The 14,672-nt window shown below is 40.3% G+C and carries 12 protein-coding genes; 11 read left to right on the top strand and 1 reads right to left on the bottom strand.

The features are described from left to right. The first annotated feature begins 6 nt into the window (after nt 1–6). The 6 genes from I6J03_RS03675 (at nt 7) to I6J03_RS03650 (ending at nt 9,511) form a co-directional block, all read left to right on the top strand. The gene (locus tag I6J03_RS03675) at nt 7–3,144 is read left to right on the top strand and encodes a SusC/RagA family TonB-linked outer membrane protein (RefSeq protein WP_039990275.1); all 3,138 of its coding nucleotides are present in this window, start codon (nt 7–9) and stop codon (nt 3,142–3,144) included. 23 nt (nt 3,145–3,167) lie between these two features. Then, a complete protein-coding gene (locus I6J03_RS03670) occupies nt 3,168–5,216 on the top strand; it encodes a RagB/SusD family nutrient uptake outer membrane protein (protein ID WP_003010163.1) in 2,049 nt (682 codons plus the stop codon). Nucleotides 5,217–5,293: 77 nt separating this feature from the next. Continuing rightward, nucleotides 5,294–6,187 carry a BT_3044 domain-containing protein gene (locus tag I6J03_RS03665; protein WP_003010165.1) on the top strand — a complete coding sequence of 298 codons (894 nt, stop codon included), beginning with the start codon at nt 5,294–5,296 and terminating at the stop codon, nt 6,185–6,187. Between the two features lie 4 nt (nt 6,188–6,191). Then, nucleotides 6,192–7,475, top strand: a complete 1,284-nt coding sequence (locus tag I6J03_RS03660) for a BACON domain-containing protein (RefSeq protein ID WP_003010169.1) — start codon at nt 6,192–6,194, stop codon at nt 7,473–7,475. A gap of 349 nt (nt 7,476–7,824) precedes the next feature. Then, nucleotides 7,825–8,607: a fatty acid desaturase family protein gene (locus I6J03_RS03655; protein ID WP_003010171.1), complete on the top strand. Its 783-nt coding sequence runs from the start codon at nt 7,825–7,827 to the stop codon at nt 8,605–8,607. A 349-nt stretch (nt 8,608–8,956) separates the two neighbouring features. Further along, nucleotides 8,957–9,511, top strand: coding sequence for a hypothetical protein (locus tag I6J03_RS03650; protein WP_201694154.1), 555 nt, complete (start codon nt 8,957–8,959; stop codon nt 9,509–9,511). A gap of 19 nt (nt 9,512–9,530) precedes the next feature. Here I6J03_RS03650 and I6J03_RS03645 read toward each other — a convergent pair whose 3' ends face one another. Then, nucleotides 9,531–10,025, bottom strand: coding sequence for a YdcF family protein (locus I6J03_RS03645; RefSeq protein WP_039990277.1), 495 nt, complete (start codon nt 10,023–10,025; stop codon nt 9,531–9,533). A gap of 183 nt (nt 10,026–10,208) precedes the next feature. On the opposite strand from I6J03_RS03645, the gene I6J03_RS03640 reads away from it, so the two are divergent. The 5 genes from I6J03_RS03640 to I6J03_RS03620 all read left to right on the top strand — a co-directional run bounded on the left by I6J03_RS03640 (nt 10,209) and on the right by I6J03_RS03620 (nt 14,477). Next, entirely contained in the window at nt 10,209–10,868 is a 660-nt protein-coding gene (locus I6J03_RS03640) for a hypothetical protein (protein WP_003010183.1), read from the top strand. A 281-nt stretch (nt 10,869–11,149) separates the two neighbouring features. After that, nucleotides 11,150–11,533: a hypothetical protein gene (locus tag I6J03_RS03635; RefSeq protein WP_232279799.1), complete on the top strand. Its 384-nt coding sequence runs from the start codon at nt 11,150–11,152 to the stop codon at nt 11,531–11,533. 232 nt (nt 11,534–11,765) lie between these two features. Then, on the top strand, nt 11,766–12,149 hold the full coding sequence (locus I6J03_RS03630; RefSeq protein WP_003010188.1) for a hypothetical protein: 384 nt from the start codon (nt 11,766–11,768) through the stop codon (nt 12,147–12,149). Between the two features lie 134 nt (nt 12,150–12,283). Continuing rightward, nucleotides 12,284–13,822, top strand: a complete 1,539-nt coding sequence (locus I6J03_RS03625; protein ID WP_003010192.1) for a sulfatase — start codon at nt 12,284–12,286, stop codon at nt 13,820–13,822. A 43-nt stretch (nt 13,823–13,865) separates the two neighbouring features. Then, entirely contained in the window at nt 13,866–14,477 is a 612-nt protein-coding gene (locus tag I6J03_RS03620; protein WP_003010195.1) for a DNA alkylation repair protein, read from the top strand. Nucleotides 14,478–14,672 lie beyond the last annotated feature (195 nt).

The raw sequence follows: 14,672 nt of genomic DNA, 5'->3' as shown, positions 1-14,672 counted from the left end.
AATATCATGAAGATCATTCATTTTTTGTGTATGCTACCGCTATACCTGTGTTTTTCGGTTACGTATGCACAACAAACACAAGAACAAGAACAGCTAACGGTTGCGGGGAGTGTCGTTGATGATAAGGGGCAGCCGGTATCCAGTGTGTCGATTTATGTCAAGGATAAACCTACCGGGACTACTTCGACAGACGCAAAGGGTAAATTTAATATTAAAGCTATATACGGGGACAGATTAGTATTTACGAGTGTAGGATACGAAACGACAGAACATTTGGTGGTAGAATCTACCGCAAATCTGACTATAACATTACTGGAAAAAAGTACGAATATAGAGGAGGTTGTAGTCGTTGGTCTGGGAGCCCAGCAGCGGAAAATCAGTTCCGTAGGTGCTATTACGACTGTAGATGTAAAGCAACTGCAAAGTCCTGCTCCTTCTATCGCCAACTTATTAGGCGGACGTGCAGCGGGTGTTATTTCGATGCAGACTTCGGGTGAACCCGGAGCGAATATCGCTGACTTCTGGATACGTGGTATCGGTACCTTTGGTGCCAATGCCAAAGCACTAGTCCTTATCGACGGTCTTGAAGGCGATCTGAATACCATTGACCCGGCAGATGTGGAGAGCTTTTCTATTCTGAAGGATGCATCGGCTACTGCGGTATACGGTGTAAGGGGTGCCAACGGGGTCGTTTTAGTAACGACCAAGCGTGGTACTGTAGACCGTATTCAGATAACCGGACGTGTCAATTCGACTATGTCCCGTCTCAGTCGCCTGCCTGAATATCTTCGCGCTTACGACTATGCCTTGCTGGCTAATGAGGCTTCCGCTGTGCGTGGCAGTGAACCTTTATTCAACGATACGGAATTAGGGATTATAAAGTATAACCTGGATCCGGATATGTATCCGGATATCAGCTGGCAGGATGAAATCCTCAATAAAAACTTCTGGCGTCAGAGTTATTATACTTCTGGTCGCGGAGGATCAGAGGTTGCCCGTTATTTCCTGAGTCTGGGGGGGAACACCGAAACTGCGGCATACAAAGTGGACAAAAATTCTATTTACAGTTCCAATGTAGGCTATAATACCTACAATTACCGGGTGAATCTGGATATCAACCTGACCAAGACAACCAAAGTATTTTTAGGATCAGATGGATTTCTGTCGGACAAGAAAGAGCCTGGTATAGCCGATACGGACTTTATCTGGAAAACGCAGTCTACACTAACTCCTGTGTCTATTCCGATTCAATATTCCAACGGACTGTTACCGGGTGTAGGTAGCGGAGAACGTTCCTCTCCTTATGTCATGATCAACCGTACCGGTAGCTACAATCAGCAGATTTACAAGGGAAAAGTTACGCTGGCACTTGATCAGGATCTGAAAAGCTTGCTTGACGGATTGAAAATCCGTGCACAGGGAGCTTATGACCTTCACAGCTATTTTGCAGAGCGCAGGTGGATACAGCCGGCACTGTATGAAGCAACCGGTCGTAATCTGGACGGATCATTGATTATGGCTCAGAAAGTACAGGAAAGACCGGCAGCATATGTTAAAAACTTAAGACAATATCGTAAGTATCATTTTGAGTCTACACTAAATTATGATAAGAAATTTGGTGATGACCACCGTACCTCGGCATTGCTTTATTATTACCTCAGTGATGCCAAAGATACCGATGATGCAACAAATAATCTTACCGCTATTCCGGTACGTTATCAGGGGGTGTCAAGCAGGTTTACCTATGGTTTCAGAGATACTTATTTATTGGATGTCAACTTTGGTTATACAGGTTCAGAAAACTTCCAGCCAGGACGTCAATATGGTTTCTTTCCGTCCATAGCATTGGGTTGGGTACCTACCGGATACAAATTTGTACATGAAGCAGCTCCCTGGTTAGACTACTTTAAAATCAGAGCTTCTTATGGTACGGTAGGTAACGACCGAATTTCTAACGCCGTTCGCTTTCCTTATCTGACAAAGGCAGATATCTACGAAAGTAATGTGTGGGGAGTAGGAGGTATTGAAACCATTACAGAAACCCGTATAGGGGCAGATAATCTGGCCTGGGAACGCGCGATCAAATCCAACGTGGGTATAGAAGGAAAACTGTTCAATAATAAGATCGACTTTGTGATTGATTTTTTCCAGGATCAGCGTAATGGTATTTTCCAGCCACGCGTGCAGGTTCCGGATTATGTAGGGGTAATTTCCAATCCTTATGCCAATGTCGGCCGCATGAAAAGTTCCGGTGCTGACGGAAATATTACATATACGACCAAGATCAATAACGATATGACATTGACATTGCGTGGTAATTTTACGTATTCTAAAAATGTGGTGCAAAACTGGGAGCAGGCTTATCTGGAGTATTCGTATCTGGAGTATAACGGCTATCCGTACAATTCTATCCGCGGATACCAGTCTCTGGGCTTGTTCAAAGATGAGGATGATATCAAGTATAGTCCTACGCAGAGTTTTGGAGCAGTATTACCGGGAGATATCAAGTATAAGGATGTGAATGGTGACGGTGTGATCAATACTTTGGACAAAGTGCCGTTGACACACAGTAACTACCCGTTGACGATGTACGGCTTTGGTGGAGAATTCCGTTACAAAAACCTTTCTCTTGGTGTGCTTTTCAAAGGAACGGGTAAAACTTCTTTCTTCTATGTGGGTCAACCGATGAATTATAAAGGGGTAGTTGAAAATACAGGTATGGGTTATATGCCTTTCTTCGGAGGAACGGACGGCAACCTGATCTCTCTGGTCAATGATCCTGCTAACCGATGGATTCCGAGAGATTATGCTTTAGAGCAGGGCATTGATTTATCTCTGGCAGAAAATCCAAATGCCCGTTTTCCACGTATGCAATACGGCAATAACAGCAACAACAGCCAGTTGTCTACCTTCTGGCAGGGAGACGCACGTTATATCCGTTTACAGGAGGTTACACTGAGTTATAATGTGAGTCCGAAATTCCTTAAGCGTGTAGGTGTTAAATCCATGGATCTTCAGTTTGTAGGTAACAACCTGTATATCTGGGATAATGTCAAAATATTTGATCCGGAACAGGCTGCCTGGGGCGGACGTAAATATCCTATACCATCGACCTATTCGGTACAGGCCTATATTAATTTTTAGTAGTACAGATATAAATTAAAGACATGAAAACGTCAGTAATCATAAAAAGAATAATACAAGTCGCACTGGCTTTGCCGCTGTTGTTTATGGCAACATCCTGTAAAGATTATCTTAATATCGACAATTATTTTGATGACGAATTTAATATTGATTCGGCATTTACAAATACCCGGTATATGGAAGCTTACATGTGGGGAGCAGCAGCAATGTTTCCGGATGAATCCAATACCATCCGTAGTAATTATACACCGGGACCAATGGCAACCGACGAGGCTATAAACGGATTGACCGGAACGGGAACTACCAATATTTACTATGGGATGGACTTTGTTACCGGAAATATCACACCTGATTTTTACGGGGGACTTAATCAGTGGGGGAAATACTATAAGATTATCCGTAAAGCGAATACGATATTGAAGAATCTTGATTTGCCCAGGGATATGACTTATGCGGATCGTAACCGGATTGAAGGCTATACCCGTTTTATACGTGCCTATGCATACTACAATCTGATTATAGATTTCGGCCCTCCGATATTGTTGGGGGATGATATCGTCAGTACCAATGAGACGATCGAATATTATGATCGTCCGAGAGCAACATATGATGAAGCGATGGAATATATCTGCAGCGAATTTGAAAAGGCTGCTGTACAGTTGCCTCTTGATGTCAGTTTACTGGATTTTGGTAAGCCGACCAAAGGAGCCGCATTTGCTTTAATCGCCCGTTTGCGGTTGATCCACGCTAGTCCGTTGTTTAATGGCGGTGCAGCAGCCAACTCCTATTATGGTAGCTGGGTACGTAAGACAGATGGTGTACACTATGTATCTCAGCAGTATAATGAAAGACGCTGGGCAGTGGCTGCTGCCGCAGCAAAGCGGGTGATGGATATGGGAAGGTACAAATTGTATACAGTGCCGGCCGACGAAAGAACACCAGCACTCCCTGCCGGAGTTACCTCTGATCCCAGCTTCTATGGAGCCTATCCTAACGGCGCTAAGGGAATTGATGCATTCAGATCGTATTCTGATGTATTTACCGGAGAAGCCGTAGCTTCTATTAACCCGGAATATATCTGGGGAAGAAATACCGCATACCTTAATACCAATTTAAACCAGGGTGCACTTCCTCCGACTTTGGGTGGCTGGGGACGTTTTTCCGTGACACAAAAAGTGGTAGATGCCTACCTGATGGATGACGGTCGTACCAGAGAAGAGGCCCGGGGTGATACTTATTTTGAATCAGTTGCTGACCTGCCTGCGGGCGGAACATTTGCCGATCTCTTTACTACACAGTCACGCAATTTTTCCGGGTATCCAATGAATGCGGGTATATTCAAGATGTATGCCAACCGGGAGATGCGTTTCTATGCTTCGGTGGGTTTCAATGGTGCTGTATGGCAAGCTTTATCCAGTACTACACTGAATAACCATACTGCCAAATATTTCTATCAGGAATCCGATGGCCGTGGCGGGGTATCGGCATCTTCACCTAACTATCCGCTTACCGGCTATGTGATCAAAAAATGGAACCATGCCTTTGACGCACTTACGGGTACAGGTGCCCGGATGATGCCTAAGGCATATCCGATTATCCGATACGCTGAAATGTTATTGTCTTATGCGGAAGCCATGAATAACCTGACCGGAAGTCATACCGTACAGGTCGGGGATCAGAGCTATACGCTTGGCCGTGATGAGAATGAGATCAAAACCTCTTTTAATATGGTGCGTTACCGCGCAGGCTTACCCGGCTTATCATCTGCTCAGCTTTCCAGTAAAGCAGAGGTGCAAAAGCAGATTGAGCGCGAGCGTATGGTTGAATTCTTATGGGAGAACAGACGTTTCTATGATGTACGTCGCTGGGGTATGTATGAAGAGACGGAACGTGAACCTATCCGCGGCATGAATCCGGATGGTGCAACGCGTGAGTCATTCTACAGAAGAGTTTCACCGGGTACTTCCTCCTTCCTGACACGTCAGGTAGACAAGAAGTTGATCTGGGTACCTATACCACGTGCTGAGATGCGAAGATTACCTTCACTGGATCAGAACCCGGGATATAATTAGGAATAAGCAACAGAAGAAGATAATATACAGGTCTTCCGCTGTCCGTACGGCTGACGGAAGACCATAACGAAATATTTATGAAACAAAGTTTGATAGCAATACTTGCAATTTCGACCTTATTTGCTTCCTGTAAGGACAATGAAGTGTTCGAAAAGGAAATGTACAAAAATGAGGTAGCGTTAATCAGTTCTGATTATCACAATACCTTTAAAGAAGTTGTCCAGCTGACGGGTGAAGAGGTTACAGGATATGTAGCGGCATCTTCAGGAGGTACTCACGCACCGACACAAGATCTGATTATCGGATTGGAAGAAGATTCGGCTCCTCTGGCAAAATATAACTTTGCAGTGTATGATAATGCAGAAGATCTGTATGCCAAATTACTGCCTAAAGGAAAATATGATATCATGGATGATAAGATCGTGATCAAGGCAGGTGAACTGACCGGACGCACGATGATTAAATTACGTCCGGACGGATTATCTCCGGACTCGACCTACTTTATCGGACTAAAAGCAACTAATGCTTCCGGTGTGGAAATTAAGCCTACTAAAAGTACCATGTTGTATCAGGTGATTATTGAGAATGAGTTTGCATCGCAGGCGAAAAATTCAATGTATGCTATGGTCGGTTTTGCCAATGGTCTTGCCACAGCTGCAAATAAACAGTTGTTTCCATTGACTACCAATAGTGTACGCATGGTGGCGGGAAGTGAAACTTTTGTCTCCAAGGTTCCTAATATTGAGAAAAATTGTCTTATTCTGGAAATGGACGAATTTAACAATGTGACCATTAAGCCGTATAAGGACATCAAGATTGTGCAGTTGAATAATGACCCGGCTTATCCCAATAAATTCAAAGTAGAGGAGACTTTCGGTATGCGAACCAATGTGTTCCTGTTGTCTTACCAATATACAATAGGGAATGTCACGACCGTGATGAAAGAACGTGTAGAGATGCAGGTAAAATAGAAATATGAAACTCATGAAAACGACCAATTATTACAGTCTGAAGGCTCTGCCAAAAGCTATAATGGCCTTTTGTCTTAGCTTAACTATACTTTTTTCGTCCTGTAAAGATGAAAATGAAATAAACAACTTTTTAACACTGAAAGATAATCCTTCAAAGATGGAAGTCGCTGCAAACGGCTCATCTGCGACCTTTACCGTGCAGTCGGGAGGCAACTGGAAAGTTCAGCCCTTGCGTAAAGAACATTGGTTTAAGATAGATCCGGCAGAAGGTAGCGGAGATGGTACTTTTACTGTGACGGTAACCAAAAACAAGGATCAGGAGGTTCGTACGATGACTTTATTTTTTACGGTCAACGGACAGTTGCAAAGCAATGTGCTCAAAATTGAGCAGGCTGCAGCTACAACCGGAGAACAGCAAAAAGATCCTTACCTGAAAATTGATGGTATTTCGGAGAAGTTAGATGTTCCTGAAGCTGGACTTACGGGTAACTATATTCTTCGTTCCACAGGCAAATGGAGAATAGCGCCTGAAGAGGGAGCGGAGTGGCTGGAAATCTCTCCGGCAGAAGGTTCGGGTGATACACCTGTAACCATCCGGGTCAATAAAAATACGGATATTGAACGTACCGCAAATCTACTCTTGTTTCTGGATGATGTACAGCAAGCTACTCCGCTGACGGTTTATCAAAAGGGAGTGAAGTTGCAGGTCGAGGGAGATGTTGTGTTAAATGAGAACTTCAACTGGTTAACGTATGGAAGTGAAATTTTTAGTGTAACCACCGGTGAAACAAGGATCGGCTCCTGGACTTCGGCCGAAGTTGCAAAAGGCTGGACAAGTACTGTCAACACGACTGAAGGAGGAGGAAGTTATGCTTCTATCTATGCACGTCCGGGGTTTATAAAATTGGGCCGGACGAACTACGGAGGGGATCTCATCTCTCCGAAACTTGCCAATGTACAACGCACGAAGAACCTGCTGGTGACCTTTAAAGCTGTGCGCTATGCCAGCGGTGATCATAATGTCCTTACTGTAGGTGTCAAAGGACCGGGAAAAGTGAGTGTAAGTGAGTTTAAAATCAACAATATACCTGCTACCAACTCCAATCTGGAATCCAGCCGGGCTTCCTGGAAAGCCCCGGAAGCAACATATTCTTTTGTGATTACAGGAGCTACTTCCGAAACCCAGTTCTGGCTCTTGGGCGGCGCTTTTGACCAGCGTTCCGGTAACTGGCCATCTACCGTAAACCGTATTTTTATTGATGATATCGTGGTTACAGTTACGAAATAAACAAGGCAAACACATGTCTGATACGTTTTCAAAGCGTGAGATATGATTGAAAAGCTCTGACGAAGGTCAGAGCTTTTTATCTTTGGTTGGATGAGAGGGTAAATCTTGTCTGTCGCAAGCATCCGTTTGTGACACAATGATATAAAGCACAAGCACCGCTACGCTAATGTTTGAGTTATAAGGGGCGTTAAGGGGTAGGATAGGTGGGGTGTAGTTCTTTCATTACTTTTAGTAAAAAATAAGTGAAAATTAAATTCATGTATAGAAATAGCATTGCGGAAAATCTATATATTAGTTTCGTGTAAATAATTAGTGTTGTCAATTCTGGTAACGTAAAAATCATTTTATTATGACACATCAGGAACTATTAAAAAAAGTCGAATGGAAAGACTTGAAAAAGTTAACATGGAGAGAAATGTTAATCGAAAATAATTTAACAATTCCTTGGTTTGTGATCTCAATTGCACTCGCTTATTCTGGTAGTTACATTTTAGCTCTCCCTTTTTCAGCCTTTTTCTTTTTAACAGGATTAAGACAAGTTCATAATGGATTTCATAACTCACTCGGTACAAACAAATTTCTGACCTGGTTATCTCTCTATATAAACAGTGTTTTAATGTTAGTGTCTATTCATGCAGTAAAATTTAATCATATAAGACATCATAAATATTGCTTATCTGAAGATGATTATGAAGGCAAGTCTGCAAATATGACCTGGTACGGAGCCATTTTATACGGACCGGTTCATATGTTTTTGATTCATAAAGTAACCTGGCAGTTAGGAAACAAAAGTTACCGAAGAAATATGGCTTTAGAACTTATTTCCATTGCTGTTTTCGTTTCCCTTGTTTTTTATTTCAAGATAGATTTTTTAATTTATCATATTATTGTGATGCTTACAGGGGAATTTTTAATGGCTTTTTTTGCTGTTTGGACTGTGCATCATGATACCCATGAAAGCCCGGAATATGCAAGAACTCAAAGAAGTTGGTGGAAAAATAAGCTCACATTCAGTATGTTTTATCATTTGGAACATCATCTCTTTCCTGCGGTTCCAACGATTAAACTTCCCGAACTGGCTAAAAGAATTGATGAAGCATTACCTGAAATTGAAAAGAAAAATACGTTTTAAAAACTGTCTTTCAGATAAGTTAAGCGAAATGGTGGACTATAGTATTAAATAGTAAACTATGCTTCTATTCTGTAATCATTGGTCGTAGCACAAGCACAACCGAAGTACTGCAAACAAAGTAAGAGTACAACATTCATAATATTTTGTAAAGACTCTTTTGAACTTCTCTATCAAGCGTCCGCCTGTGGCATAAAAGCATATGCGTCGCTAAACTATTGTTTCCACGATAAGGGATAATACAAGTCAAATATTACGTGTTATCATCCACAGAAACAGAAATTTTGGGCATTTTTTGTAATTTAGCAGACCTATAGAGGGTTTGCCTTAATGCTATCCAACAAACATATTAATGAAGAGAAAAATTAAAGATTATAGTATTCCGTTTATTAAAGAGATCATCCCGGTAATTGCAGGTATTCTGATCGCTCTTTTTATTGATAACTGGAATTCCGAACGAAAAGATAAAGCCTATATTAACCAGATATTTTCAACTATCCGGAGTGAACTTGTAGAATCTAAAGAAGATATTAAAGCGATTATTCCTAAGCAAAGATCATTAATCGATTCACTGGACTTTTATGCGGATAACAAGGATGTTGCTGTTTTAGATATTGTGATGCGATCCAAAGGAATATATATTCCAAAAGTTAAAATCAATGCATGGAAATCTGTTTCTAACACCAAAATTGATCTAATCGATTATAAAAAAATAGCTACACTCTCTAATATCGAAGAATTAAAACAAACATTGAATGATAAGAGTGATTTTTTAATGGGTTTTCTGTATTCAAATATAAATCAGACAGATAAAAACACAAAACAGACATTTAAAATGATCATTATGGATATTATTCAAACCGAAAAAACGATACAGGATCATATTGAAGTATTTGAAAAGGAATAAGGATTTGTTGTAGCAGGATTTATTGCTCATCCATTTTGTCCTGCAGTTTTTTTACAGCACCTGTTTCATGTTCGACAAGCGGTATCAGTTCTGCTTCTGACAAAGAGGACGGAGCGGGCATAAACAGGACTTTGGCCCCATCAATAAACCGTCTGTATAGTATTCCGGCTCTTTGCATATGAAAGTCTGAGGTTATCACAATCAGAATATCTGGATTCAATTGCGAAATTAGTTCTTTGGACAATTTAAAATCCTCTACAGTGTTTGTAGAAAGAGGCCCGTCTAAGATTGCAGTGTCAGGTATTCCTTTATCAATCAGATACTTCCTTGAATAGAAATAATGTGGTTTTTCAGTGTTATTGAAATGTGCTCCGAAACCTCCGGTACATACCATCCTTACATCAGGGTTAGCCTGATAAAAATTACAGGCATGATCCAGTCTGTCTTTCGCAATCTGTGATAAATTGCCCATTGCATCGTTCGGCGCTCCAAGTATCAGAACAATAGTATTCATGCCGTAATTTACCGGAAATCCTGTTATTCCTCTAACAATTTTCTGAAATAATTTCGTTCTTTGGCGCAAGCATCCGCTTGTGCTTCCAAATAAAAGCACAAGTATGCTAAAAGAGGTTATTTTAATATTTAAAATGTAATAAAATATCGCTATATTCGGGTTTGTTGATTTTTATTTTTGATTATGGCTTTGGAATATCTGTTTAATTGTAGAAGATTGTTATTATACTATGTTGCTGTTGTTTTTTTATTTCTTTCAGGCTGTTCTAAAGATACAGTAAAGCCAGAAACTGATAATAAGGATACAGATATTCATAAATATGAAATTCAGAAACTCACCTATTTCCTCTCAGAAAACGATAAAATAGATACTGTAAAAGTTGGCTTTGCTGCTGAAGAGTTTAGTAATCCGTCTGCTATACTTATAAATGTCCAGCACAAAGAAGTATTTGAGGATCTTGTCAAGACTTCTGTTTTTCAATTTGATAAAAATGGAAAAGAACTTCCCAAGGATTTTGATAAAGCATACTTTGAGGTTAGTGTACCCGAAATCTACTATGGTGACGGTAGATTTAGTTACTATACAGATCGGTTTTCACTGACGGATAGTTTACTAACAAAACCATACAACCACCAGATGTCATTCTCCATGGAACTTAATATCCCAGCAAAATCAAAGCTAATTCTTGAAAAAACCATTGATAGGTATAATATTACCTGCTCCTTTGAATTAATCGTGAGAAATAAAAAATCAGGCGAGCTATTTACTTTAAACGGAAAATGGAAAGGAGTTTTGCGTTATACCAATGAAAGTTTTAAAGTCAGTCAGAAAGATTTAGATTAATAAGAAGATCCTCCTTTTGTCACTGTTTTACGCTACCTTCCGCTTTTGAATAAAAGTAAAACAGGATTAAAAACTAATTTACATACTGAATGACATTGCTTTCGCTCCAGATATTATTCTTTTGTCTAATCCCGATAGGAGTTTTTATTTTAATCCGGGGCATACAACTAATCCGTAAAACCTTTAATGGTAAGATTGTACTGGAAATTCCGTACGTACAAAAAGTCGGAACCTTTGCAGTTACAAAAGCAGGAAACTTTTCTGTTTGGCAAAAAGGAGAAATGTTTAAAAGAACACCCGTTGACAAATTCAGACTGCACATCTGTGAAAAATCAGAAAATCAGGAAATAAAATTAAATCCTTCATTACTGAGACCGCAAACAAATGATTTTTCGACCGGAAGAATGGAACTGTACCGATTTTACGCTCCGGTTGGGAGCTACAGGGTAGAATTGAACGAGGGCAACACTGTATCCAACTTTGAAAGTGCGGTAACAAATGCGATCCCTCTTCCATCTGCTGACTTGTCAAAGTATTCTATTCAAATAAGAGAATCACAATCTCTGATAACCACTATTGTCGCTATTCCCATGATATTACTCGGTATATTTGGAACCGTTGGCGGACTTGTGTTAGGATTATTAGCAGATCAGATACTAAAATAGCGTCACAGATTTTAGATGACAGAAGATATCACGTTAAAAATCAGTGTTTTCAAATGCTGATTCACAATAATCCCGATCTCTATTGACGAAAGAAAAGGGACAGCATAAAAATAAAGAGCTTTTCCCTTATTTTCGCTGCTAAATGCCGTAGTAAATCTCTTTTTTATTTAATTTAGCAGAAGTACTCAGCACGTATATGCTCATACCAAGACAAAAATACCTGAAATAAAAAATGAAATTCAAATCGCTCTCACAGACTAAGTATGTATGGATCATAATAATCCTGCTCTCCATCGTTGCCATTATATTTAAATCCAGTTACAGACAATATATCTACGCAAACCAGATCAATGATTTCGGAATTGCTGACGCTTCACCAAATTTTTTTGCAGGACTTATTCTGGTTATCTTCTATTTTACACAACACCAGAAAATAACCTTACAAAAGCACGCCATATTTACAGCAATAGGACTTATAGGATATGAGCTAATTCAGGGAACTATTTTCAAAAACAACTATTTTGATTATAAAGATATAATTGCTTCTATTCTGGGAGCTTTTGCCGGCTATCTTGTATGTTCAGGATTTAAGTCATTCCCGGAGAATGAAAAGTAATTTTTAACTCCGTCAGCCTGCAGCATCAGGAGTCTGTGAAAGGTCAACCCTCATTTGGAAAATTAATGTATCTTGCATATAAGAAATTCGGAGTATCAGTTCATTAACACTATTTGATCAAGATTTCACTACTTATGATAAGATCTTACTGCACAAAGTTAGCCTGGACTATTGTTTTTTTGTTATGGGTCTGGAGGGCAGAAGCGCAATCCGTATCACCCAATATTGTTGTCTTTTTTGTCGATGATCTGGGTTGGCAGGATATGTCTGAACCTTTCTATAAAGAGATCACTCCGATAAATAAAAAATTTCATACACCAAATCTGGAAATACTGGCCGGAGAGTCCATAAAATTTACGAATGCCTATGCTACTCCTGTGTGTACGCCGTCACGTGTCAGTTTTCTGACAGGATTGAATGCTGCCCGTCATCGGGTGACCAATTGGACACATCCTGTTGCCAATCGTCCGACAGATAATAAGGATGAAGTCTTGTCTCCGCCGGACTGGAATATCAATGGCTTAAGTCCTGTGCCAGATATTGAACATACCGTGTTTGCGACCCCATTACCGAAATTGTTACGTGATCAGGGCTATTTTACCATTCATGTAGGTAAAGCACATTGGGGATCAGCCGGTACTCCCGGTGCCAGCCCGTTGAATCTGGGATTTATGGTAAATATTGCAGGCCATGCAGCAGGCCACCCGCAAAGCTATTATGGTGAACAAAATTATGGTAACCTCCCGGGCAAAACGAGTTATCAGGCTGTTCCTGACCTCATGGAATATTATGGGACACCTACATTTCTCACAGAAGCACTTACCAGAGATGCACTAAAGTCGTTGGAAGAGCCTCTTAAAAGAAAGCAGCCTGTCTTTTTAAACTTTTCCAATTATGCTGTTCATGTTCCTATACAGGCAGATCCCCGTTTTGTACAACGCTATCTGGATGCAGGATTGGATAGTACGGAAGCGGCATATGCTTCTTTGGTAGAAGGGTACGATAAAAGTATAGGTGATATTGTCCGGTATTTAAAGGAACATGATGCCTATGATAATACCGTTATCTTATTTGTCAGTGATAATGGAGGATTAAGCCTTACACCTGCGCGTTCAGGTGAAATCCATACCCAGAATCTGCCTTTGAGGGCCGGGAAAGGATCGGTCTATGAGGGAGGTATCAGAGTACCCTTGCTGATCAAAAATGTAAAGAGTCGTAAACCGAAAGTGGAAGATACACCTGTCATCATGGAAGATCTGTTTCCGACAATACTGGAGATCGCAGGTGTACGAAACCGCAATATGGAACAAAAGCAGATCGACGGCCGGAGTGTGTGTACTTTGCTGGAAGGTAAGGCCGATGATTCGTGGAAAGACAGAAATCTGATCTGGCATGTACCTAATAAATGGATCAATACTGACGGACCCGGAATAAATTTTTTCTCTGCTATACGAAAAGGTGATTACAAACTGCTGTACAATATGAAAAGAGGGAAACTGGAACTCTATAATATAGCAGAAGATATAGGTGAAAAATACGATCTCAACTCAAAAATGAAATCCAAAACCGTTGAATTGAGTAAGTTACTATCGGATGAATTGCGAAATCGGGATGCGCAATTGCCGGTAGACAAACGGACTGGTCTTCCGGTAAAGTACCCGGATCAACTGTGATTTTATAATTCGTAATTTTCAAATAGTAAAAGGAGAGCAAATTATGCAAGAGTTTGAATTTATACAGAGAATAATAAAAACAGAACATGGATTTAAACCCTTTGAAGATGAAGCCAGAAACCTATTCGGATCTCACTCCTTGGCGGACTCAAAGAATATAGCTCTTGAACTTTTACATCATGATTTTTATCAGGTACGTTCCGTAGGAATCTTTATCCTTGGGTTTATCGCTGCTGAAGATAAGACTGTACTCGCTGTTTTAAAGGAAAGTGCCCGCAACGATGAAAGCTGGCAGGTTCAGGAGATCATTGCAAAAGCCTTTGATCAGTTCTGCAGGGACAATGGTTATGAACATTCATTACCTGAGATCAAAGAATGGTTAAGTGAAAAGCACCCGAATATTTGCAGAGCAGTTACAGAAGGATTGAGAATCTGGACAAGCCGTCCTTACTTTAAAGATCATCCGCAGGAAGCAATCCTATTTATCAGCCGGCATAAATCCAGTGATAGCGAATATCTTCGTAAATCGGTTGGGAATTCTCTACGGGATATCAGTAAAAAATATCCTGAACTTGTTGAAAAAGAGATTTCCAATTGGGATCTGTCAGATAGTAAAACAGCATTTACGCATAAGTATGTTCTGAAAAAACAATAGACACACAGCCGCGTATTCCCGTTAAATTGCTGTATTAATTTTCCTTTTTTGATCATTATCGCGTCATAATGAATGAAAAATTATTTCGTGTAAACTGATTAATAAAATTAAATTACAATATTTGTGGTTAGGAAATTTTTTCACCCGGAGAATCCTGCGACAACATTTTGTAAACAAGTTGTTTATTTAATACAT

The sequence above is a fragment of the Sphingobacterium spiritivorum genome (assembly GCF_016724845.1).
GTDB lineage: Bacteria > Bacteroidota > Bacteroidia > Sphingobacteriales > Sphingobacteriaceae > Sphingobacterium > Sphingobacterium spiritivorum_A.
The sequence above is the reverse complement of the archived record's forward strand: the minus strand, read 5'-3'. Positions and strand labels throughout refer to the sequence as shown.